At 33.2% G+C, this 23,718-nt stretch carries 19 protein-coding genes and 1 riboswitch; of the genes, 17 read left to right on the top strand and 2 right to left on the bottom strand.

What is annotated here, in order from left to right; all coding sequences use genetic code 11:
- Positions 1 to 86 precede the first annotated feature (86 nt).
- Both ABI549_RS02300 and metK read right to left on the bottom strand, forming a co-directional pair.
- Complete coding sequence (locus ABI549_RS02300) at positions 87 to 971, bottom strand: outer membrane beta-barrel protein (protein WP_348074833.1); 885 nt, start codon at positions 969 to 971, stop codon at positions 87 to 89.
- A gap of 105 nt (positions 972 to 1,076) precedes the next feature.
- Positions 1,077 to 2,327, bottom strand: coding sequence for a methionine adenosyltransferase (metK, locus tag ABI549_RS02305; protein WP_348074834.1), 1,251 nt, complete (start codon positions 2,325 to 2,327; stop codon positions 1,077 to 1,079).
- Between the two features lie 662 nt (positions 2,328 to 2,989).
- Between metK and ABI549_RS02310 the strand changes: the two genes are divergently transcribed.
- The 17 genes from ABI549_RS02310 to ABI549_RS02390 all read left to right on the top strand — a co-directional run.
- Positions 2,990 to 3,685: a phosphoadenylyl-sulfate reductase gene (locus ABI549_RS02310; protein WP_348074835.1), complete on the top strand. Its 696-nt coding sequence runs from the start codon at positions 2,990 to 2,992 to the stop codon at positions 3,683 to 3,685.
- Positions 3,686 to 3,737: 52 nt separating this feature from the next.
- Entirely contained in the window at positions 3,738 to 4,643 is a 906-nt protein-coding gene (gene cysD / locus ABI549_RS02315) for a sulfate adenylyltransferase subunit CysD (RefSeq protein ID WP_348074836.1), read from the top strand.
- A gap of 47 nt (positions 4,644 to 4,690) precedes the next feature.
- Entirely contained in the window at positions 4,691 to 5,923 is a 1,233-nt protein-coding gene (locus tag ABI549_RS02320; protein ID WP_348074837.1) for a GTP-binding protein, read from the top strand.
- A gap of 1 nt (position 5,924) precedes the next feature.
- Positions 5,925 to 6,740 (top strand): serine O-acetyltransferase EpsC, encoded by an 816-nt coding sequence (gene epsC / locus ABI549_RS02325; protein WP_348074838.1) that lies wholly within the window; start codon positions 5,925 to 5,927, stop codon positions 6,738 to 6,740.
- 101 nt (positions 6,741 to 6,841) lie between these two features.
- Positions 6,842 to 7,753 (top strand): cysteine synthase A, encoded by a 912-nt coding sequence (cysK, locus tag ABI549_RS02330; RefSeq protein ID WP_348074839.1) that lies wholly within the window; start codon positions 6,842 to 6,844, stop codon positions 7,751 to 7,753.
- Positions 7,754 to 7,833: 80 nt separating this feature from the next.
- Entirely contained in the window at positions 7,834 to 8,652 is an 819-nt protein-coding gene (cobA, locus tag ABI549_RS02335) for a uroporphyrinogen-III C-methyltransferase (protein WP_348074840.1), read from the top strand.
- Complete coding sequence (locus tag ABI549_RS02340; RefSeq protein WP_348074841.1) at positions 8,642 to 10,306, top strand: flavodoxin domain-containing protein; 1,665 nt, start codon at positions 8,642 to 8,644, stop codon at positions 10,304 to 10,306. Before cobA ends, ABI549_RS02340 begins: the two co-directional genes overlap by 11 nt.
- Before the next feature lie 50 nt (positions 10,307 to 10,356).
- Positions 10,357 to 12,003: an NADPH-dependent assimilatory sulfite reductase hemoprotein subunit gene (locus tag ABI549_RS02345; protein ID WP_348074842.1), complete on the top strand. Its 1,647-nt coding sequence runs from the start codon at positions 10,357 to 10,359 to the stop codon at positions 12,001 to 12,003.
- Positions 12,000 to 12,740: a DUF2490 domain-containing protein gene (locus ABI549_RS02350; protein WP_348074843.1), complete on the top strand. Its 741-nt coding sequence runs from the start codon at positions 12,000 to 12,002 to the stop codon at positions 12,738 to 12,740. Before ABI549_RS02345 ends, ABI549_RS02350 begins: the two co-directional genes overlap by 4 nt.
- A complete protein-coding gene (locus ABI549_RS02355; RefSeq protein ID WP_348074844.1) occupies positions 12,740 to 14,194 on the top strand; it encodes a TSUP family transporter in 1,455 nt (484 codons plus the stop codon). Before ABI549_RS02350 ends, ABI549_RS02355 begins: the two co-directional genes overlap by 1 nt.
- A gap of 516 nt (positions 14,195 to 14,710) precedes the next feature.
- On the top strand, positions 14,711 to 16,003 hold the full coding sequence (locus tag ABI549_RS02360; RefSeq protein ID WP_348074845.1) for an O-acetylhomoserine aminocarboxypropyltransferase/cysteine synthase family protein: 1,293 nt from the start codon (positions 14,711 to 14,713) through the stop codon (positions 16,001 to 16,003).
- An 82-nt stretch (positions 16,004 to 16,085) separates the two neighbouring features.
- Complete coding sequence (locus ABI549_RS02365) at positions 16,086 to 17,075, top strand: alpha/beta fold hydrolase (RefSeq protein WP_348074846.1); 990 nt, start codon at positions 16,086 to 16,088, stop codon at positions 17,073 to 17,075.
- 88 nt (positions 17,076 to 17,163) lie between these two features.
- Positions 17,164 to 19,575, top strand: coding sequence for a bifunctional aspartate kinase/homoserine dehydrogenase I (gene thrA / locus ABI549_RS02370; RefSeq protein WP_348074847.1), 2,412 nt, complete (start codon positions 17,164 to 17,166; stop codon positions 19,573 to 19,575).
- Positions 19,576 to 19,648: 73 nt separating this feature from the next.
- Positions 19,649 to 20,074, top strand: a complete 426-nt coding sequence (locus ABI549_RS02375) for an OsmC family protein (RefSeq protein ID WP_348074848.1) — start codon at positions 19,649 to 19,651, stop codon at positions 20,072 to 20,074.
- On the top strand, positions 20,071 to 21,243 hold the full coding sequence (locus tag ABI549_RS02380) for an aminotransferase class I/II-fold pyridoxal phosphate-dependent enzyme (protein ID WP_348074849.1): 1,173 nt from the start codon (positions 20,071 to 20,073) through the stop codon (positions 21,241 to 21,243). Before ABI549_RS02375 ends, ABI549_RS02380 begins: the two co-directional genes overlap by 4 nt.
- Before the next feature lie 134 nt (positions 21,244 to 21,377).
- Positions 21,378 to 21,483, top strand: a riboswitch (SAM riboswitch).
- 197 nt (positions 21,484 to 21,680) lie between these two features.
- Complete coding sequence (locus ABI549_RS02385) at positions 21,681 to 22,670, top strand: homocysteine S-methyltransferase family protein (RefSeq protein ID WP_348074850.1); 990 nt, start codon at positions 21,681 to 21,683, stop codon at positions 22,668 to 22,670.
- Positions 22,670 to 23,718 (top strand): dihydropteroate synthase (locus ABI549_RS02390; RefSeq protein ID WP_348074851.1); only part of this gene is annotated, 1,049 nt, incomplete at its 3' end. The genes ABI549_RS02385 and ABI549_RS02390, both read left to right, overlap by 1 nt.

The raw sequence follows: 23,718 nt of genomic DNA on the forward strand, positions 1-23,718 counted from the left end.
TCAAATAAGTACATCTTACGGAAGCTTCAAAACAAAAAAATCCTGACTAAAATATAGTCAGGATTTTTTTAAATTTGAAATAAAAATTACAAACTGTATTTTAATCCAAAATTAATACCTATAGTGCTATAACTATAAGATGTTTTTGGAGCTCTATAAGGTTGGTTAGGGTCGGGAGAAGTTCCGCCACCACCTATTATAATATATGGATTTTCATCCGTGTATTGGTATTCTTTTACGGATATGTCTAGAGTAGGTAACTGATCAACTCCATTTACATTATATTTAGTTAGTTTACCTTCTTCAGGCGCATAACTTAAGTTGTTCATGTTTAATTCTCCGAAAAGAGATAGTTTAGGAGTAAGCCCGAAATTTAAACCTACACCAGCATGAAAACCAAATGCCAATCCGCCTTTTGCTTCAGCTTCAACTTCAGTTAAATCACCTATGAATAAGTTAAATTCTTGGGTAATTTTTCCAGAACCTATTATAGCTCCAAATTTTGCATAAGGATTAATTTTTGAATAACCTGCAGATAAAACAAAACTTGGTTTAATTTGAATCATTCGAGAGGAAAGTGTTTGGTTTAAAGATCCACCAGAACCATCTATTTTAGTTTCTGTTTTGCTTCCCAAAAGATAATCTACTGCTATTTCAGCACCTAGCTGGTTGTTGAACATATAGCCAATTGTTCCTCCAAAATTAATCCCTTTCCCTAGGTTTACATCAGCTGTTTTCCAGTTAATGTCTGAACCTCCATTAATTACTGATCCATCATAAAAAGGATAAGGACTTGGTGCAAAAGGAGTTTCTCCAACACCATGTTGAGAATTGGTAACTGCGAAGTTATAGCCACCATTTATTTTAAAATAAAGACCTTTACTTCCTCCAGAAGTTATGCTTTCTTGAGCATTTATATTTTGTGTAAAAAATACAGTAAATATTGCTAAACCTAAGATTGTTTTTTTCATGGTTTTTTTTAAATTATGATACAAAAATATTTTTTTTAATTAAACTTTTATTATAAGTCATAAAAAAACCGACTAAATGCCGGTTTTTATCGATGATATATTTGTTTATATTCCAAAAGCACTTTTCACAGTGTCTACAAAATCTAATTTTTCCCAAGTAAATAATTCAACTTCTACAGTTTTTGTTAATCCACCAGGAGCAGAAAACGTTTTGGTTACGGTTTTTGGAGTTCTTCCCATGTGTCCATAAGCCGCAGTTTCGCTGTATATTGGATTTCTTAATTTCAAACGTTGCTCGATAAAGTAAGGACGCATATCAAAAATAGCTTCTACTTTTTTGCTAATTTCTCCGTCAGTCAAATTTACTTTACTAGTTCCGTAAGTAACTACGTTTATCGATGTTGGTTTAGCCACACCAATAGCATAAGAAACCTGAACTAAAATTTCGTCACATATTCCTGCAGCAACCAAGTTTTTAGCGATATGACGTGTAGCATAAGCAGCACTTCTGTCAACTTTACTTGGATCTTTTCCAGAAAAAGCACCACCACCGTGAGCTCCTTTTCCGCCATAAGTATCAACGATAATTTTTCTACCTGTTAAACCAGTATCTCCGTGTGGTCCTCCAATTACGAATTTTCCAGTTGGGTTAATGTGGTAAGTAATTTGATCATTAAATAAATGAGCATATTGCGGATATTTTGCTTTAATTCTAGGAATTAAAATACCAACTAAATCTGTTTTGATTTTGGCCAACATCGTAGCTTCTTCATCAAAATCATCATGTTGAGTAGAAATTACAATAGCGTCAATTCTTTGTGGTTTGTTATCATCAGAATACTCTAAAGTTACCTGAGATTTTGCATCTGGGCGCAGGTATTTAATTTCGTTATTTTCTCTTCTCAAGTTAGCCAATTCGATCAATAAAGCATGAGATAAATCTAATGCTAATGGCATGTAGTTTTCAGTTTCATTCGTTGCATAACCAAACATCATTCCTTGGTCTCCAGCGCCTTGCTCTTCTTTGCTAGCTCTATCAACTCCTTGATTTATATCTGCTGATTGCTCGTGTATTGCAGAAAGAATACCACAAGAATTAGCTTCAAACATGTATTCGCTTTTCGTGTATCCAATTTTTCTAATCACTTCTCTTGCTATGTTTTGCACATCAAGGTAAGTGTTCGATTTTACCTCTCCAGCTAAAATTACTTGTCCAGTTGTAACTAACGTTTCGCAAGCTACTTTAGATTCAGCATCAAAAGCCAAAAAATTATCTATTAATGCATCACTAATTTGATCTGCAACTTTGTCTGGATGTCCTTCACTTACTGACTCTGACGTAAATAAATATGCCATAATATAATTATTTAAAATTAATTTTAGTGAAGAAAAAAATGTGATTGCAGGGTAATGATAAAGAAGAATTTCTGCTTTAGCATTTTTTTAACGAGGTTGCAATCAGTTCAAATTTTTCCTCTTGATTTTCGTTTGCAAATGTATGAAACGAAATTGAATTGCAAATTAATCTTAACTTTTTTTTGATTAAAATAATTTTACTTAAAAACAGAATAGAAGTATAAATGGTTGTTTAGCGATTTTGTTTTTTAGCAAAATAATCTAATAAATGATTATTAAAATATAAATTTCAGAAAAATAATCTAAAATATTTTTTTATTTGGAAAATAAATCTACATTTGCAAAATAAAATTAAGAATAAAAAATGAAATTTACTATGTGTAATATGTGTTGTATGATGTCGGAAAATTCCGCAGAGCACCGCATTGCATAATTTTAAATTTTTAAAATATACAATCAAACCTCTGCCAATCGCAGAGGTTTTTTTTATTTAAATCAAAATCAAGAATAATATAATGAAAAACTTAATGTCAAATAAAATGATGGTGTGTTGTTTTACTATGTGCAAAGTACGATGAGGTTTTTCTTGTTTTAATAATTTAATACAAACAAAAAAACCTCTTCAATAAAGAGGTTTTTTTATAACTATAATCTAAAATATAATGGATGATACTTTTTTAAAAAATATTGTAAACACTGAAAATTTTGAAGAAAACATAAAATTGTTGGCTCAAAGGGTTAATGAAAAAATAGTTTTTTCAACCAGTTTCGGAATTGAAGATCAAGTAATTTCTCACGCTATTTATTCGCAAGGAATTAAAAACATTGAGGTTTTTACTTTAGATACAGGAAGGCTTTTTCCAGAAACGTATTCGGTTTGGGATAAAACGCAATTGCAATACAATGAAAAAATTAAAGCCTATTATCCGAATACAAATACTATTGAAAATTATAGTAATGAAAAAGGAATAAACGCCTTTTATAATTCAGTGGATTTGAGAAAAGAATGCTGTTTCATCAGAAAAGTAGAGCCGTTAAACAGAGCATTAGTTGGTGCCGCAGTTTGGATTACAGGATTACGAGCAGAACAATCAAACAACAGAAATACAGTACAAGAAATAGAATGGGACGAAGAGAAACAATTGTACAAATTCAATCCATTATTAAATTGGACAACAGAAGAAGTGGTGGAATATGTAACAAAAAATGCAGTTCCATATAATCTTTTACACGATAAAGGATTTGTTAGTATTGGTTGCGCACCTTGTACAAGAGCCATTCAACCAGGAGAAGATTTTAGAGCTGGCCGTTGGTGGTGGGAAGATCAATCCAAAAAAGAATGTGGATTACATAAATAAAATTTAATAAGGGTAAAACAACCTGAAACAAAATAAACTTGAAACAAAAAAAATGAGTCAAAAACATCATTATTTAGAAGAATTAGAAAACGAAGCGATTTATATTCTTCGTGAAACAGCAGCACAATTTGAAAAACCAGCTTTGCTTTTTTCTGGTGGAAAAGATTCTATCGTTTTGGTACATCTAGCCTTGAAAGCATTTCGTCCAGGGAAATTTCCTTTTCCATTAGTACATATTGATACAGGTCATAATTTCCCAGAAGCCATTGCTTTCAGAGATTATTTAGCCAATCAAATTGGAGAAAAGCTAATCGTTGCATCAGTGGAAGAAAGTATTGAAAAATACAATTTGAAAGAAACTGCGGGTCGTTTTCCTTCTCGAAATTCGTTACAAACCTATGCGCTTTTAGATGCAATTGAAGAAAATGAATTTGATGCTTGTATTGGTGGTGCGCGTCGTGATGAGGAAAAAGCCAGAGCGAAAGAACGAATTTTTTCTGTTCGAGACGATTTCGGACAATGGGATCCAAAATTACAACGTCCAGAATTATGGGATATTTTAAACGGAAAAGTTAAAAAAGGTCATAATGTTCGTGTGTTTCCAATTAGCAATTGGACGGAATTAGACGTGTGGAATTACATTCAGAAATACAACATCGAATTGCCAAGTTTATATTTTACGCACGAAAGAGAATGTATTGTTCACCAAGATAAATTGGTGGCGACATCAAAATTCATCCAACCAATAGAAAATGATGTAGTTGTAGTTGAAAAAGTGCGATACAGAACAGTTGGAGATATGACTTGCACTGCAGCAGTTCCGTCCGAAGCAGCAACAATTCAAGACATAATTGATGATATCATTCAAACCAGAGTGAGCGAACGCGGACAAACCCGTTTAGATGATCAACTGTCAGAAGCCGCAATGGAAGACAGAAAAAAACAAGGGTATTTTTAAAACCTGAAACCTGAAACCTGAAACCTGAAACTTGAAACAAAAAACACATGAACACATTACGATTTATAACAGCAGGAAATGTAGATGATGGTAAAAGCACTTTAATAGGTCGTCTTTTATATGATTCTGATAGTATTCACACCGATCAATTAGGTGTGTTGAAAAAACAAACGAAACAAGAAGGTGTCGAAATCGATTTATCACTAATCACAGACGGACTTCGTGCCGAACGTGAACAAGGAATTACGATTGATGTAGCCTATAAATATTTTTCTACAAAAAAGAGAAAATTTATTATAGCAGATGCGCCAGGACACGAACAATACACCAGAAATATGATTACTGGAGCTTCTAATTCCGATTTAATTATCATTTTGGTTGATGCGAGAAAAGGAATTACGGAACAAACCAAACGTCATGCGAGTATTGGTTCGTTAATGGGAATTAAAAAAGCAATTATCGCCATTAATAAAATTGATTTACTGAATTATTCGGAAGCCACTTTCAATCAAATTAAAGCCGATTTTGAAGCGATTAAATCAGAATTACAATTCAATGAAATCAGTTACATTCCAGTAAGTGCTTTGGTTGGAGACAATATTGTAACCAAATCCGAAAATACAAATTGGTACAACGGAAAAGCATTATTAGAAACGTTAGAAGCAATTGAATTAGAAACTACGGAAGATTTGGCACCCCGTTTTCAGGTGCAATGGGTCATTCGTCCAAAAGATGAAGCCAATCACGATTATCGTGGGTATGCAGGTTTGGTTTTAAGCGGAAGCTATAAAGTGGGCGATGAGGTAATCATTTTACCAGCCAATATTTTAACTAAAATTATAAAAATCGAAAATAATTTAGAAAGCATCAAAGTAGCAAAAGCAGGTGATAATATTGTGTTGCATTTTGAAAGCAATATTGATATTAGTCGTGGCGACACCGTAGTTTTGTCGGATAAATTACCAACTGAATCTTCTCAAATTAATTCTTGGATTTCATGGTTAGATAATACGCCGTTGCAAGTAGGGAAAACCTATTTGTTACAACATCGATTTAAAAATGTTCGTGTAAAAATTCAAGAAGTCAATCAAAAATGGAATATTAACGATTGGGAGTTTACAAACGAAAAAGAAATAAAATTAAATGACATTGCTCAAATTAGTTTAAGAACAAATCAGCCATTATTTTATGATGCTTTTGATAAAAACCCAAAATCTGGAAACGCGATTCTTATAGATGAAACAAGTAATAATACGGTTGGCGCCTTAATGTTTTTATAATATGTCATATTCAATTTACATTAGAAATCAGGAAAGAATCAAAAGTCCAATCAACAAAACGCAAGTTGAAAATTGGGTGGACGAATTAATTAATTGGTTGTTCGATATCAATCAAGAATATCATAATTATAGGTTTTTTCAAAATAAGGAAAAGTCGCTTCAATTGAAGTTGCAAGATATTTTAGCTACAATTACGGATGATACAAATGAAATAGTAGTGTCTTCAAATTATTTTTTCGAAAGCATTGAACAAATACATTATGTGCTAATTAACGATTTGGAAACCATCGTAAATTTTGATCCAGCAGCAAAATCAAAAGAAGAAGTTTTAATTGCTTATCCAGGTTTTTTTGCAATTACGGCTTACCGAATTGCCAATGTATTTTGGAAACTAGATATTCCAATTATTCCAAGAGTAATTACCGAATATGTTCATAGTAAAACGGGAGTAGATATTCATCCAGGAGCGGAAATCGGAGAAAATTTCTTTATCGATCACGGAACCGGAATCGTAATTGGTGAAACGACTAAAATTGGAAATAATGTCAAAATTTATCAGGGTGTCACATTAGGAGCTTTGTCGGTTTCAAAAGATAACGCTTCAGCTAAAAGACATCCAACCATTGAAAATAATGTAACTATTTATGCCAATGCTACCATTTTAGGAGGAAATACAACTATAGGTAAAAATTCGGTTGTGGGTGGAAATGTTTGGTTAACGCATTCTATTCCAGAAAGTTCATTAGTGTATCACAAAAGTGAAATCGAAATAAAAAATAAAAGTGAATTTCCCGAACCATTAAATTATGTGATTTAGGAACCTGAAACTTAAAACAAAATAAACAAAAAAATAAAGAGATGACCCGAGCCTGAAAGGCGAACAGCATCGAACACATTAACAAAATAAAATCGAGTGAGATGAAAGCAAATAATATATTAGAAACTATCGGAAATACACCAGTAGTAAAAATCAATAATCTATACGGAGCAAATAAAAACGTATGGATTAAATTAGAAAGAACCAATCCAGGAAATAGCATTAAAGATCGTATCGCATTAGCGATGATTGAAGATGCCGAAGCCAAAGGATTATTAAACTCAGATAGCGTAATTATTGAACCAACTTCTGGAAATACAGGAATTGGATTAGCATTAGTCGCAGCTGTAAAAGGATATAAAGTGATTTTGGTTATGCCAGAATCAATGAGTGTGGAAAGAAGAAAATTAATGGAAATTTACGGAGCCGAATTCGATTTAACACCTCGTGAAAAAGGAATGAAAGGTGCCATTGAAAGAGCAGCCGAATTAGTAAGTTTAACGCCAAATTCTTGGTCGCCATCTCAGTTTAATAATCCAGCGAATGTTGCGGTTCATCAAAAAACTACAGCTTTAGAAATTTTGGCTGATTTCCCAAACGGATTAGATTACATCATAACAGGAGTTGGAACTGGCGGACATATTTCAGGAATTGCTTCAGTAGTAAAAGCGAAATTTCCGAATGTGAAAATCATTGCGGTTGAACCAGAATTATCTCCGGTTTTAAGTGGTGGAAGTCCTTCGCCGCATCCGATTCAAGGTATTGGTGCTGGATTTATTCCTGAGAATTATCATGCCAATTTAATTGACGAAGTAATTCAAGTTTCAAAAGAGGAAGCGTTCGAATTTACCAGAAATGTAGCGAAACAAGAAGGGATTTTAGTCGGAATTTCAACTGGCGCTTCTTTAGCTGCAGTCGCAAAAAAAGTGGCTTCATTACCTGATGATGCTGTAGTATTAACCTTTAATTATGATACGGGCGAACGTTATCTTTCAATAGAAGGATTGTTCTAAAAATCAGTAATTTATCGTAGAAATTGTACTTCGTTTTAAACACGGAACAGCCCTTTCTATGCCTAATTTAAAAAAATATTATGATACAAATACACAAAAAAGGGAAAGTAATTTTAGCCGGAGCAGGTCCTGGTGATCCCGATTTAATAAGCTTAAAAGCCTTAAAATATTTACAAACTGCTGATGTGGTTTTAACAGACAGATTGGTGTCGCCAGAACTGATTGAAGAATATGCACGTAAAGATGCGGAGATAATTTATGTGGGAAAACAATGTAGTAAAGGGATTTGGACGCCGCAACAAGATATCAACGAATTAATTGTGGAATTTGCCTTGCAAGGAAAATTAGTATTGCGATTAAAAGGTGGCGATGCGTCGTTGTTTTCTAATGTGTTGGATGAATTAGAAGCTGTTAAAAAACATAAAATTGCTTATGAAATCATTCCAGGAATTTCTGCGGCTTTTGGTGCTGCGGCTTACACTGGAATTCCATTAACAGCAAGAGGTTTTTCTCGAGGTGTTCGGTTTTTAACGCTATATGATTTAGACACGATTAAGGAAAATCAATGGCAAGATTGGGCAACAACTGAAGATACTTTGGTTTTTTATATGAGCGGTCAACGATTAGATGTTTTAACGCAACAGCTTTTAAATCAAAATATTAGTTTGGAAAAAGGTTTAGCTGTGGTGCAACAAGCGACAACGCCAAACCAAAAAACACAGGTTTTTTCTTTTGAAGACATTCAAACGAAAGCTTTGCCAGAATTTGAGTACGTGCCAACATTATTAATCATCGGAAAAGTGGTGAATTTACATCATCAGTTTTCTTGGTTTACTGAAAAAAATACAACAGAATCTTATTTCGATAACCATAAAAATATTTTCCAAAATGCTATCTGAAACTAAATTATCATTATTACAACAACTGGTGCAAAATGCAACAACAGAAGAAATTATCTGGACAAAAGGCTATTTGGCTGGTTTTTTAGATCGAGTGGAATTATTAGGAGGAATTGCCGAAACGAATACGGTTGTTCCTTCAGTAGCAGTAAAGCCAATAATTGTATACGGAACTGAAACAGGAAATTCTAAAAAAGTAGCTTCTAATTTATTGGCAGCTTTTAAGAAAAATAAAATCCAAGCCAAAGCGATTGATGTTTTTCAATACGATGTAACGAAGCTTGAAAAAGAAAATGTTATATTATTTGTAATGAGCACACAAGGTGAAGGTGAATTCCCTCAAAATGCTGTTGCTTTTTATGAGAATTTGAAAGTATCAAATGTTAATCTGAAAAATGTTTCTTATGCTGTTTTAGGTTTGGGAGATTCTTCGTATCCATTATTCTGTAATGCCGGAATTTTGTTAGATGAAGTTTTAGCAGAAAAAGGTGCGAAACAATTATTGTCATTGGTTAAAGCAGATGTTGATTTTGCAGAAACGGTTTCGAATTGGGAAGCGGATTTACAAAAAGCCTTTCAAAATATCGGTTCGTCATTATCAAATGAAGTAAAATCTACGACTGCTACAACAACTTCTCACAAGAAAAATTATGTTGGGAAAATAAGTCATAAAGTGGTTTTGAACGATAGAGATTCGAACAAAGAAACCTATCATATTGAAATTGAATCGGAAGATGAAATTAGTTACGAACCTGGCGATGCGTTAGGTGTTTTTCCAAAAAATAAAGAAGAAGAAATTCAAGCTGTTGCGACTTATTTCGGTGAAGAAAATAATAGTATTCTTATCGATAAAAACATCAGAGGTTTGTCGAAAAAATCTTTAGATGGGTTTTCAAATTTGTTCGAAATCGAAATTAAAGAAGAGAAAGCCAATTTGTTAGATGTTATTCAGAAATACCAACCGAAAAAAGTAAAATTAGAAGAAGTAATTGGGTTGCTTTTACCAATCGCGCCACGATTGTATTCTATTTCGTCGTCTTCGGAAGCGCACGACGGACAAGTTCATTTAACAGTGAATGTGAATAAATTTAAAGTGGATAATGAAGAGAAAACTGGTTTGACTTCTGAGTTTTTAGCCGATTTTCCTTTAGATGAACCATTGGAATTCTACATTCATAAAAATCAAAATTTCCGATTACCAAAGGATGAAACAGATATTATTATGATTGGTCCCGGAACCGGAATTGCACCTTTCCGAAGCTTTTTAGCAGAAAGAGATGTTACTGGAGCGGAAGGAAAAAATTGGTTATTCTTCGGAGAACAACATTTTGTATTGGATTTTTATTATCAAACCGAAATTCAAGAATGGCTAACAACTGGAGTACTTTCGAAATTAGACACCGCTTTTTCAAGAGATCAAGAACAAAAAATTTATGTTCAAGATAGAATTCGAGAAAAAGCAAAGGAATTTAATTCTTGGTTAGAAAACGGCGCGAGCATTTATATCTGCGGACAAAAAAATCCAATGAGTCAAGATGTAGAAAATGCAATTGTTGAGGTCATTTCAAAAGAGCGAAATATCTCAGAAAGTGAAGCCCAACAAGTTTTAGATGAATTAGAAAATCAAGGAAAATATCAAAAAGACGTGTATTAGTCGAACAACCTGACAGGTTTCAAAAACCTGTCAGGTTTAAAATAAATAAAATGAGCGAAAAATTATCACCAATAGAAGCAATAAAGACCAAAAGTGATGGTCTTAGAGGAACTTTAAAGGAAAGTATCGATTTAGATAATCATACGGGAAATGTGCGTCCAGACGACGAAACTTTAGTTAAATTTCACGGAATGTACGTGCAAGACGACCGTGACCGTAGAGCAGAAAGAGCAGCAAAAAAATTAGACAAATTGTATTCGTTTATGATTCGTTTGCGAATTCCAGGCGGCGTAATTAATGCGAATCAATGGATTGCAACTCACGAAATTTCGGAACAATTCGGTACAGGAACATTAAAAATTACGACGCGTCAAACGGTTCAATTACACGGATTATTAAAACATCAATTGCGCCCAACGATCCAGTCTTTCAATACCGCAAAGCTAGATTCGATTGCAGCCTGTGGCGATGTCAACAGAAACGTAATTGTGAGTTCACATCCGCAAATTTCATCGATTCATCAACAGATTTATGAGTATGCGGATAAAATTTCGACCTTACTTTTGCCAAAAACGCAATCTTATTACGAGGTTTTTGTCGATGGAGAAAAAATTTATGAACGTTCTTCAGAAGCCGATCCACTTTATGAAGACCGCTATTTGCCAAGAAAATTCAAAATTGCTATCGCCATTCCGCCAAGTAATGATGTAGATGTTTTTACCAATGATATCGGACTAATTGCCATTATCGAAAACAACGAATTGAAAGGATTTAATATCGCAATTGGTGGAGGATTAGCAAGAACACACGGAAATGAAAATACGTATTCACGATTAGCAACAGTAATTGGTTTTACAGATTCGGAAGAAAAAACGTTAAAGGCAGTTTATGAAATTTTAACCATTCAAAGAGATTTCGGAAATAGAGTAGACAGAAAATTATCTAGAATGAAATATACGGTCGATAAGTTGACTGTTCCAGTATTTAAAAAAGAACTAGAAACCAGAATAGGATTTGATTTGTTGCCAGAAAAACCATTCAAATTTACAGAGAGAAGCGATCGTTTTGGTTGGAAGAAAAGTGAACAAGGAAAATGGTTTTATACTTTATTTATAGAACATGGTGTGGTCAAACCAGAACAAAAGCAATTCCTACTAGAAGTTGCACAATTGCAGGTTTCTAATTTTATTTTTTCAGGCAATCAAAATCTAATTTTAGGTGAGGTAAGTGAGGAAAATAAATTTAAAATTAAAGGATTAATTACGAAACATCAAATCAACAAAAATGACAGTGCACTCCGAAAAAACTCGATGGCTTGTGTGGCTTTACCTACATGTCCTTTGGCTTTAGCCGAGGCACAACGTTATTTGCCAGAATTAGTAACTAAAATCGAACCTATTTTAGAGAAATATAACTTGCAAAATGATGAAATTACTATTCGTATGACTGGTTGTCCTAATGGTTGTGGTCGCCCGTATGTTGCTGAATTGGGTTTTGTAGGAACGGGTCCAGGACAATATAATTTTATGTTGGGTGGTGATAGATACGGAGAACGTTTAAATAAATTGTATAAAGAAAAACAAACAGAATCTCAAATTTTAGAAGAAGTAGATGTTTTGTTAAGTCGATATGTAAAAGAAAAATTAGAAAATGAAACGTTTGGAGATTTTACTTTTAGAACCATTTTGAACGAATGAAGAAGATAATTATAGTACTAATTTTATTGATTTCTGAGTTTTTATTAGCGCAAAAAAAGATTGAAAATCAGCAACTTATTTGGTATGGATATTACAATGATTTAAAGTTTAATGAGAATTGGAATTTGAAAAGTGAAATTCAAGAACGACAGTTTTACAATCCAACAGCGCAGCATCAATTAGTGTTTCGGTCAAATTTGGAAAGGAAATTATTTGGAGATTGGAAGGCTTCTGTTGGAATGACTTTCTTTTTGCAAAATTTAAATGATCCTGAATCAGAAAGTAATTTAACGGTTCCAGAATTAAGACCAGATATCGGATTAATTCACAAACAAAAGTTAGGATTTTTAACCATAAATCATAGGTATAAAGCCGAAGCACGATTTTTTCATGATGTTGAAAATCAGCAATTAGTTGGTGGTTATCGCTTTTCAAATTTCCGTTTGCGATATCAATTAGGATTGGATTTTACAGTTTTAAAAAAAGAAGAAAAAGACAAAATAATACTAAAGCTGAAAGACGAAGTTATGTTTAATGTGGGAAATAAAATTGTGAAAAATGTTTTCGATCAAAATAGAATTTATGCTGCAATTCAGTATAAACGGAATGCTTCTTATGCATTTGAAGTGGGTTATATGAATTGGTTTCAGCAACAAAAAACGGGAACCGATTTTTATAACAGAGATATTTTACGAGTATCCATTTTTCACACCATTGATTTAAAAAAAGATAAATAATGAAAAACACACTATTTCCAATTTTCCTAAAAACCGAAACGGCTCAATTTTTAATTGTTGGCGGCGGAAATGTTGGTTTGGAAAAAACCGAAACTTTATTAAAACAAAATCCACAGATTAATTTAACCATCGTGGCAACTTATTTTCATTCAAAGTTGACTGAAATAATAAGTAAACATGAAAATATTTCTTTCTTTGAACGTGCTTTCGAAGAAAACGATTTAAATAATAAAGATTTTGTAATTATAACTACCGATAAGCCCGAAATAAATTTGGAAGTTAGAGAATTAGCCAAAAATAAAGGGATTAAAGTCAACGCAGCCGATCAACCTGATTTATGTGATTTTTATTTGGGTTCGATTGTAAATAAAGGAAATTTAAAAATCGCTATTTCAACCAATGGAAAATCACCGGTTTTGGCTAAGCGAATGCGCGAATATTTTACAGAAGTAATTCCGAATGAAATTGAAGATAGTATCACACAATTAAATTCGTTTAGAAATCAGCATAAAGGCGATTTCAGTCAAAAACTAAACGATTTAAATAAAGTGACAGAAAGCTTTTTAACAAAGAAAAAGGAGAGATATGAAGCTAAAAAATATAAAAAATTGGTGCTTGAAATTACCTTGTTGTTCATGTTCTTTTTTGTTGGTTTTGGAGTTTCTAAATTTATTTCTTTTGATGAATTATGGAGTCATGCTCAAAATATTCCCAACGCTTTTTACGGAATGCTATTAATTGGTTTTTTTGCTCAAATTGTTGACGGTGCTTTAGGTTTGGGGTATGGTGTAATGTGTTCTACAAGTATGATGTTGCTGGGGATTAAACTTCCGGCAATTAGCGGAAGTATTCATACGGCTGAGATGTTTTCAAGTGGAATTAGCGGTTTTTCACATTATAAATTTGGAAATGTAAACAAGAAATTATTTTTCTGGATTGCTATTCCGGGCGTAATTGGATCAGTAGTTGGAGCTTTATTGTTAATTTATTTAGGAAATAAATATGAAGCAATTACTTATGGAATTCTAGCGAGTTATACGTTGTTAATTGGTGTTCGATTGATTATTTTAGCATTCAAAAAAAGAATTGAAAAACAGCAACTTAAAAATGCGAGTTTGTTAGGTTTTGCGGGTGGATTTTTTGATGCTTTCGGAGGTGGAGGCTGGGGTCCAATTGTAACTTCAACACTTTTGTCTAAAGGAAGAAAATCAAGTTATGTAGTTGGAACGGTTAGTTTAGCCGAGTTTTTTGTAACGTTGGCAGCATCAATTACTTTTTTCACTTCGTTAGGGATTAGTCATTGGTTTATTATTTTAGGATTAATTATTGGCGGATCAATTGCAGCGCCTTTTGGTGCCAAATTAGCTGGAAAGCTACCGCATAAAACAGCTCTATTATTAGTGGCTTTTTTAGTAATAATATTCAGTATTAGAATGTTATTGAAAGTTTTTTAATTTTCAACAATGATAAAACACTTTAGTTACACGTCTTTTTTAGTTTTATTTTCTATAAACAGCAATTAAATTAAAATAAATTAGAAAATTTATCTAAAATATTTTTTTATTTAGAAAATAAAACTACATTTGCAAAATAAAATCATAAACAAAATGAAAATTACAATGTGCAATATGTGTCGTATGATGTCGGAAAATTCCGCAGAGCAACGCATTGCATCATTTTAATTTTTTAAAATATACAATCAAACCTCTGCCAATCGCAGAGGTTTTTTTATTTAAATCAAGTCTAAAAAAAATAATTTTCAAAATGAATCTAATAGCAAATAAAATGATGATGTGTTGTATGATGCATATGTGCACACTTCCTTGCTATTCCATAAAGCGAAAGAGATAATCTTTATTATAGTTCAAACTATAAGCCTTTTTGGAAAGCCATCCAAAAAGGCTTTTTTATTGCCTTAAAAATTCAAATAATATAAATAAATATCAAATTAATCTTTAAATCTAAACAAAATGAGCACACAAAAATTCGCAACAAACGCATTACACGCAGGACATGATGTTACTAAAAATGGAGGAACAAGAGCTGTTCCTATTTACCAAACATCTTCGTATGTTTTTAATAATTCAGATCACGCAGCCAATTTATTTGGACTTGCCGAAGCAGGATTTATTTACACACGATTAAACAATCCAACAAATGATATCCTAGAACAACGATTAGCAGCGCTTGAAGGAGGGATAGGAGCAGTAGTAACTGCATCAGGAACCGCAGCACTTTCTACAGCTTTGCTAGTGTTATTAAAATCAGGAGATCATATCGTGGCTTCTAATAGTTTGTACGGTGGAACTTATAATTTACTTAAGGTAACTTTACCAAGATTAGGAATCACAACAACATTTGTAGATCCATCAAATCCTGAAAATTTTACTAAAGCAGCACAAGAAAACACAAGAGTATTTTTTGCAGAAAGTTTAGGAAATCCAAAATTAGATGTATTGGATTTAAAAGCGATTTCAAAAGAAGCAAAAGCCTTTAAAGTTCCTTTTATTGTTGATAATACTGTTCCTTCACCGTATTTATTAAATCCAATTCAGCACGGAGCAGATATTGTAATTCATTCATTAACCAAATATATTTCTGGAAACGGAACGTCACTTGGAGGTGTAATTATTGATGCTGGAAATTTTGATTGGAGCAACGGAAAATTCCCAGAATTTACAGAACCATCAGCAGGTTATCAAGGATTAGTATATCATGAAGCGCTAGGAAATGCTGCTTTTATTGCCAAAGTAAGAATTGAAGGATTGCGTGATTTTGGTGCAGCTTTAAGTCCTTTTAATGCTTTTCAAATTATTCAAGGATTAGAAACACTACCTATTCGCGTTCAAAAACACAGCGAAAATGCTTTGGCATTAGCCCAGTGGTTAGAAAGTCAAGAAGATGTAGCTTGGGTAAATTATCCAGGACTTAAATCAAGTAAATACTATGATTTAGCAAAAGAATATTTGCCAAAAGGGCAAAATGGAGTGGTGACTTTTGGTTTAAAAGGGGGATTTGAAGCGGCTAAAAAAGTAGCAGATCAAACTAAATTATTTTCTCTTTTGGCAAATATTGGAGATACAAAATCGCTAATTATTCACCCAACAAGCACAACACATCAACAACTTACAGATGAAGAGCAAGTGGCAACTGGGGTCACTAAAGATTTAATTCGTCTTTCGGTTGGTTTAGAAGATATTGAAGATTTAAAAGCTGACTTAAAGGCGGTTTTTGAAAACATTAAAAATCCTCAGTTAGTATAAAAAATTCGTTTGTTTTTTGTTTGTAAAACTGTCTTTGACAACCTGAATTTGTCAGAGGCAGTTTTCTATTAAGTTGTTTAAAATGGAAAAATTAAAAAAAATAATTATATCAGATTTTGTTACTGAAAGTGGAAAAATTCAAAAGAATTTACCTCTTTTTTATCAAATTTTTGGTAAACCTATCGGAAAAGCACCTATAGTTTTGGTTAATCATGCCCTTACCGGAAACTCTCAAGTAACCGATGAGAATGGTTGGTGGAAAGATTTAATTGGTAAAAATAAAACGATAGATACAAACCATTTTACCGTTTTAGCTTTTAATATTCCTGGAAACGGATATGACGGATTAAAAGAAAATCTAATTCATAATTATACCCATTTTACAGCTAGAGATATTGCTAAAATATTTTGGAAAGGATTGGTGCAACTGCAAGTAGAAAACATTTTTTCGGTTATTGGAGGAAGTTTAGGTGGTGGAATTGCTTGGGAAATGGCAGTTATCAATCCTATTGCAATCGAAAATTTAATTCCCATTGCTTCAGATTGGAAAGCTTCGGATTGGGTTATTGCCAACACAGTAATACAAGATGAAATTCTAAACAATTCTAATTATCCAATTCCTGATGCGAGATCACACGCCATGCTTTTGTATAGAACGCCACAATCATTAAAGCAAAAATTTAACAGGGAGAAAAACGAATTAAAAAATATATTTCAAATAGAAAGTTGGCTAATTCATCACGGAGAAAAATTGCAAAAACGATTTCAATTGGCTTCCTACAAAATGATGAACCATCTTATAAAAACAATCGATATTACCAGAAATAGAAAAGATTTTGTGACGGTTGCCAAAGTCATTCAATCTAATATTCACATTATAGCGGTCGATACCGATTATTTTTTTACCGCCGATGAAAATCGAGAAACCTATGAAGATTTGAAAAAAGTAAAGCAAAATGTGTTTTACAACGAAATTAAATCCATACATGGACATGATGCGTTTCTGATAGAATACGAACAATTAAATGTCATTTTAAACAAAATTTTTATAACAAATAAACAAACAGCATAATGAAATGAGCATTACGAAATCGTGAATTGACTGCAAAATACGCTATGCGAATTACATATGACCATTAAAAAACAATAAAAATATACATATGAAAATATTAAAATTTGGAGGAAAATCACTCACCCACGGAAATGGATTTGATAAAACAATCGAAATCATTTTAGACAAAGTAAATAATAACAATAAAATTGCCGTTGTAGTTTCGGCAATTGCCAATGCGACTGATGTATTAGAAGAAATTTTAGAAAAAGCAGTAAAAAAGGAAGCGTATTTAGAGCAGTTTTCAGCTTTCAAAAAATACCAACAAGCTGATTTTCAAGTAGACTTAACAGAAGAATTTCAGCTTCTAGAAAAAACATTTGAAGGAGTTACTTTGTTGGGAGATTATAGCAAGAAAATAAAAGACAATGTTTTGGCTCAAGGGGAAGTTATTTCTGCTAAAGTGGTTACACAAGCATTGAAAGAAAAAGGAGTAAATGCCCACTTTTCAGATGCTCGTTTACTTATAAAAACCGACGAAAATTACGGAAATGCACAACCTCTAGATAGTTTGTCTAAAAAAAATGTCATTAATCATTTCAAACAGAATAACGGAACAACGGTAAATGTTATTACAGGATTTATAGGTTCAAATAATAATAATGACACCACTACTTTAGGTAGAAATGGTAGTAATTACACTGCTTCGTTAATTGCAAATTATCTCGATGCAGAAGAATTACAAAACTATACACATGTTGACGGAATTTACACCGCCAATCCAGATTTGGTTTCTGATGCTAAAAAAATCGATTTTCTTTCTTTTAATGAAGCCAATGAATTAGCAAACTTTGGAGCTACGATTCTTCACGCTAAAACGATTGTTCCCTTGTTAGAAAAAAATATTCCGCTTCGGGTTTTAAATACTTTCAATCACGAAAATAAAGGAACATTAATCACTTCTACTGCCGATAAAGAAGGGATAAAATCACTTTCGGTTTTAGAAAATGTAGCCTTAGTAAATCTTGAAGGAAGAGGACTTCTTGGGAAAACAGGTGTCGATGCACGTATTTTTAAAGTAATGGGCGACCACAACATTAGTGTGAGTATCATTTCTCAAGGTTCCTCTGAGCGAGGAATTGGGATTGTTGTGGCTGCCGATAAAGCTTCGAAAGCTATTATAGAATTAGAAAAAGAATTTGAAAACGATTTTTATTCTAAAGATGTCAATAAAATTTCTGCAATAGATGATGTTTCGGTAATTTCTATTATTGGACAAGATTTGAGTACGTTTCACAAACCATATTCGGCACTTATAAAAAATAAAATTGTCCCGATCCTTTTTAATAATACGGTTACGGGAAAAAATGTGAGTTTAGTAGTTAATAAGTCGCAATTAAACAAAGCATTAAATGTTATTCATGGTGAGATTTTTGGAGTTTCAAAGAAAATAAACATTGCTATTTTTGGTCATGGTTTGGTTGGAGGAACACTAATAGATCAAATTTTAAATTCGGCTTCAACAATAGAAAAACGCAAGGATATTAAGCTTAATATTTTTGCTATTGCCAATTCTAAAAAAATAATACTGAACAAAAACGGAATCACTCAGAATTGGAAAAATGAAATCGAAAATAACGGAATTCCTTATACTATTCAAGGTGTTATCGCATACGCCAATGAACATCATCTCGAGAATCTGATAGCGGTAGATAACACGGCAAGTAGTAAGTTTGTCGAAAATTATATCTCACTAGCAGAGCATAGTTTCGATTTAGTATCTTCAAATAAAGTTGCAAATACGTTGAGTTATGATTTCTACAAAAAAATAAGAAAAGCATTGGCAGACAACCAAAAGAGTTATTTGTACGAAACTAATGTTGGCGCAGGTTTACCTCTTATTGATACCATTAAATTGTTACACCATTCGGGAGAAAATATCACTAAAATAAAAGGGGTGTTTTCAGGTTCATTAAGTTTCCTTTTCAATACTTTTTCGGCAAATGACATGCCTTTTAGTGAAGCTTTAAAACAAGCCATTGCAAATGGTTACACCGAACCAGATCCTAGAGAGGATTTATGTGGAAACGATGTTGCCAGAAAAGTATTAATTTTAGCGCGAGAACTAGATTTACAAAATGAATTTGAAGAAATCAATATTCAAAATCTAATTCCTGAAAATTTAAGAGAGGGTAATAAAGAAGAGTTTTTAGGAAGATTGGACGAATTAGATGCCATTTTCGCAAAAATAAAATCCGAACAAAAACCAAATCATGTTTTGAGATATGTTGGTGAATTGTCTGGAGACTTGCAACAAGAAAAAGGTAACTTAGACGTAAAATTAATTTCAGTTCCGCTTGATACCGCTTTAGGACAATTGAAAGGTTCCGATTCTTTCTTCGAAATTTATACCGAATCTTATGGTGACAGACCTATTGTGATTCAAGGAGCAGGCGCAGGATCTGCAGTAACGGCAAGAGGTGTTTTTGGAGATATTTTAAGATTATCAGATAAAGGCTAGTGATTTTAGATTGCAGACTTTAGACTTTAGATTAAAAAAAATCCGCTTCATCCGCGTTCAAATAAAAACAATTATGAAAATAACACTAAACAGAATAAATGACAATTATCACTTTCAACTAAAAAACGAAAGAGGTCACATTGTAGAATTAGACAGTAGAGCTGAATTTGGAGGTAATGATTTAGCACCAAGTCCCATGGAGCTTTTATTGATGGGGGTTGCAGGTTGTAGTGCAATTGATATCATATCGATACTCAAAAAACAACGCCAAGAAATCACATCTTATAAAACAGAAGTAGAAGGTGTTCGAGAACAAATTGAAGAAGCAAAACCTTTTAAAGACATCACGGTAACCATTTTTTTAGAAGGAAATATCAATGAAGAGAAAGTGCTAAAAGCAGCCCAACTTTCTTTCGAAAAATATTGTTCTGTTTCTAAAACATTAGAACCAACAGCAAAAATCAACTATAAAGTAGTTTTAAATAGTAAACCATTATGAGTCAAGAAAATTTCGGTTTCGAAACCCAAGCCATACGAACACAATTAGAACGAACACAATATTTAGAGCATTCAGTTCCTTTATACCTTTCTTCCAGTTTCGTTTTCGAAGATGCCGAAGACATGCGAGCATCTTTTACAGAAGAAAAAGACAGGAATATTTACAGTCGTTTTAGTAATCCCAATACTACGGAATTTGTAGAAAAAATATGTAAAATGGAAGGTGCCGAAACAGGTTATGCTTTCGCGACAGGAATGGCTGCGGTATATTCAACTTTTGCGGCTTTGCTTAATTCAGGAGATCATATTGTTTCGGCAGGTAGTGTTTTTGGCTCTACGCACGCTTTGTTTACTACTTATTTTCCGAAATGGAATATCGAAACTTCTTATTTTGATATCAATAAACCCGAAACAATCGAAAGTTTTATCAAACCAAATACCAAAATTCTTTTTGCCGAATCGCCAACCAATCCCGCAGTAGATATTATCGATTTAGAATTATTAGGGAAAATTGCCAAAAAACACAACTTGATATTAATTATCGACAACTGTTTTGCAACGCCATATATTCAACAACCAATAAAATTCGGAGCACATTTAGTGGTACATTCTGCAACAAAATTAATCGATGGACAAGGACGAGTTTTAGGAGGAGTAACCGTAGGAAGTGCTGCACTAATAAGAGAAATTTATTTATTTTCAAGAAATACTGGGCCAGCATTATCACCGTTCAATGCTTGGATTTTATCTAAAAGTTTAGAAACACTAGCCGTAAGAGTAGAAAAACATTGTGAAAACGCCTTAAAAGTTGCTCAGTTTTTAGAAAATCATCCTAAAGTAAAAAAAGTAAAATATCCGTTTCTAAAATCGCATCCGCAATACGAAATCGCCAAAAAACAAATGCGACTAGGTGGCAATATTGTAGCTTTCGAAATTGAAGGCGGAATAGAATCTGGACGACAATTTTTAAACAAAATTCAATTGTGTTCCCTTTCTGCAAATCTAGGAGATACAAGAACAATCGTCACACATCCGGCATCAACAACTCATAGCAAATTAACTCCCGAAGAGCGATTAGCGGTAAGTATTACCGATGGTTTGGTGCGGGTTTCTGTAGGATTAGAAACCGTAATCGATGTGATAAATGATTTAAATCAAGCGTTAAATTAAAACAGAAAATATAGCTGTTAAAAGTAAAAAAAATAGATTTATTTTCTGTTTTACAAATAAATAAAATCATTTTACAGAAAATTTTTCAAAATAAAATATTATTACTACATTTGTACTGTTCATAAATTTATTGCTTGTTATCACGAAAGCTGGAGGGATTAGACCCAACGAAAGCTTAGCAACCCTTTACTATAAAGAAGGTGCTACATTCTATTCCGATTTATTGGAAACAGATAACCACGAGAATTCCCTCTCACTTTCCCATAACATTTTATATTTCTAAGAACTAATTTCTAAATTATTAGGAGCTATTTCCTGCTGTACACTATATCTTTTCCTTGCTAAAGAAGCAAGAAAAAGGATATCGTTCCCATCAGGGCTATTTAAGAAACATTTTAATAAAAAATTGGTGCCTTTGCGCCTTTGCGAGAAAAAATATGTCAAAAATACAACAAGCCATAAAAGAAAGAATCCTAGTTCTCGACGGAGCCATGGGAACCATGTTGCAACGTAATAACTTCTCCGAAGAGGATTTTCGTGGTGAACGCTTCAAAGATTTTCCACATCCATTAAAAGGGAATAACGATTTATTGTCCATCACGCAACCTGAAGCAGTCAAAGAAGTTCACAGACAATATTTTCAAGCAGGAGCCGATATTGTCGAAACCAACACCTTTTCGGGAACAACTATCGGAATGGCCGATTATTATCTCGAAGAATATGTTTACGAACTCAACTATGAGTCCGCAAAAATAGCACGTGAAGTTGCCGATGAATTTACCGATCGACCACGATTTGTAGCAGGAGCAATTGGTCCAACCAACAGAACAGCATCAATGAGTCCAGATGTAAATGATCCGGGATATCGTGCCGTAACTTTCGACGATTTGAGAATTGCATACAAACAACAAGTGGAAGCCTTAATCGACGGAGGTTGCGATATTCTATTAGTAGAAACTATTTTTGACACTTTAAATGCCAAAGCAGCGCTTTTTGCCATCGAAGAAGTAAAAGAAGAACGAAACATAGATATTCCAATTATGGTTTCAGGAACAATAACCGATGCTTCTGGAAGAACACTTTCGGGACAAACGGTAGAAGCATTTTTAATTTCCGTTTCACATATTCCATTATTGAGTGTAGGATTCAATTGTGCTTTGGGAGCCGACTTACTCAAACCATATTTGCAAACTTTATCACAGAATACTTCTTTTAATATTTCAGCACATCCCAACGCAGGATTGCCTAACGCTTTTGGAGAATATGACGAAACTCCAGAGCAAATGCAGGTATTTATCAAAGAATATTTAGATGATAATCTAATAAATATTATAGGCGGTTGTTGTGGGACAACGCCACAACACATCAAGTTGATTGCAGATATTGCAAAAGAATACAAACCAAGAAAAGCGCAAATATTTGCCTAATGAAAGAGAATCAGAAAAGAAGAAACCTTGTATTATCAGGATTAGAACCGTTAATCATTACGCCCGAAAGCGTATTTGTAAATATTGGGGAACGTACCAATGTAACGGGTTCTAGAAAATTTCTTCGATTAATAAAGGAAGAAAAATACGAAGAAGCACTCAGTATTGCTAAAGAGCAAGTAGAAGGCGGTGCACAAATCATCGATATTAATATGGATGAAGGAATGTTAGATGGTGTGTACACAATGACTAAATTCTTGAATTTAATTGCTGCCGAACCGGATATTTCTCGTGTTCCAATTATGATTGATAGTTCCAAATGGGAAATCATTGAAGCGGGTTTGAAAGTCGTACAAGGAAAATGTGTCGTAAATTCTATTTCATTAAAAGAAGGAGAGGAAGCGTTTATTAATCACGCTAAATTGATTAAACGCTACGGAGCTGCGGCAATTATTATGGCTTTTGATGAGGTAGGACAAGCAGATAATTACGACCGTAGAGTTGAAATTTGTCAACGTTCGTATGATATTTTAGTCAACAAAGTTGGTTTTCCACCTCAAGATATTATTTTCGATTTAAATATATTTCCAGTAGCCACAGGAATGGACGAGCATCGATTGAATGCTTTGGATTTCTTTAGAGGAACCAAATGGGTTAGAGAAAATTTGCCTCACGCACATATTAGTGGTGGGGTGAGTAATGTTTCGTTTTCATTCAGGGGAAATGATACGGTGAGAGAAGCGATGCACTCGGTTTTCTTGTATCATGCCATCAAAAATGGAATGACAATGGGAATTGTAAACCCAGAAATGTTATCTATTTATGACGAAATTCCAAAAGATTTATTAGAACACGTTGAAGATGTAATATTGAACAGACGTGATGATGCAACTGAACGTTTACTGGATTTTGCCGAAAATGTAAAAGGCGATGTAAAGAATACGGAGAAAGCAATTCAAGAATGGCGTTCGGGAACGGTGCAGGAAAGAATAACACATTCCTTAGTAAAAGGAGTGGATGAATTTATAGAAATTGATGTTGAAGAAGC

It is taken from the genome of Flavobacterium sp. (assembly GCF_039932285.1).
GTDB lineage: Bacteria > Bacteroidota > Bacteroidia > Flavobacteriales > Flavobacteriaceae > Flavobacterium.

What these genes read in the sequence shown, in the direction of transcription:
- ABI549_RS02300 (WP_348074833.1), bottom strand. Translation starts at nt 971, where the DNA reads ATGAAAAAAACAATCTTAGGTTTAGCAATATTTACTGTATTTTTTACA.
- metK (WP_348074834.1), bottom strand. Translation starts at nt 2,327, where the DNA reads ATGGCATATTTATTTACGTCAGAGTCAGTAAGTGAAGGACATCCAGAC.
- ABI549_RS02310 (WP_348074835.1), top strand. Translation starts at nt 2,990, where the DNA reads ATGGATGATACTTTTTTAAAAAATATTGTAAACACTGAAAATTTTGAA.
- cysD (WP_348074836.1), top strand. Translation starts at nt 3,738, where the DNA reads ATGAGTCAAAAACATCATTATTTAGAAGAATTAGAAAACGAAGCGATT.
- ABI549_RS02320 (WP_348074837.1), top strand. Translation starts at nt 4,691, where the DNA reads ATGAACACATTACGATTTATAACAGCAGGAAATGTAGATGATGGTAAA.
- epsC (WP_348074838.1), top strand. Translation starts at nt 5,925, where the DNA reads ATGTCATATTCAATTTACATTAGAAATCAGGAAAGAATCAAAAGTCCA.
- cysK (WP_348074839.1), top strand. Translation starts at nt 6,842, where the DNA reads ATGAAAGCAAATAATATATTAGAAACTATCGGAAATACACCAGTAGTA.
- cobA (WP_348074840.1), top strand. Translation starts at nt 7,834, where the DNA reads ATGATACAAATACACAAAAAAGGGAAAGTAATTTTAGCCGGAGCAGGT.
- ABI549_RS02340 (WP_348074841.1), top strand. Translation starts at nt 8,642, where the DNA reads ATGCTATCTGAAACTAAATTATCATTATTACAACAACTGGTGCAAAAT.
- ABI549_RS02345 (WP_348074842.1), top strand. Translation starts at nt 10,357, where the DNA reads ATGAGCGAAAAATTATCACCAATAGAAGCAATAAAGACCAAAAGTGAT.
- ABI549_RS02350 (WP_348074843.1), top strand. Translation starts at nt 12,000, where the DNA reads ATGAAGAAGATAATTATAGTACTAATTTTATTGATTTCTGAGTTTTTA.
- ABI549_RS02355 (WP_348074844.1), top strand. Translation starts at nt 12,740, where the DNA reads ATGAAAAACACACTATTTCCAATTTTCCTAAAAACCGAAACGGCTCAA.
- ABI549_RS02360 (WP_348074845.1), top strand. Translation starts at nt 14,711, where the DNA reads ATGAGCACACAAAAATTCGCAACAAACGCATTACACGCAGGACATGAT.
- ABI549_RS02365 (WP_348074846.1), top strand. Translation starts at nt 16,086, where the DNA reads ATGGAAAAATTAAAAAAAATAATTATATCAGATTTTGTTACTGAAAGT.
- thrA (WP_348074847.1), top strand. Translation starts at nt 17,164, where the DNA reads ATGAAAATATTAAAATTTGGAGGAAAATCACTCACCCACGGAAATGGA.
- ABI549_RS02375 (WP_348074848.1), top strand. Translation starts at nt 19,649, where the DNA reads ATGAAAATAACACTAAACAGAATAAATGACAATTATCACTTTCAACTA.
- ABI549_RS02380 (WP_348074849.1), top strand. Translation starts at nt 20,071, where the DNA reads ATGAGTCAAGAAAATTTCGGTTTCGAAACCCAAGCCATACGAACACAA.
- ABI549_RS02385 (WP_348074850.1), top strand. Translation starts at nt 21,681, where the DNA reads ATGTCAAAAATACAACAAGCCATAAAAGAAAGAATCCTAGTTCTCGAC.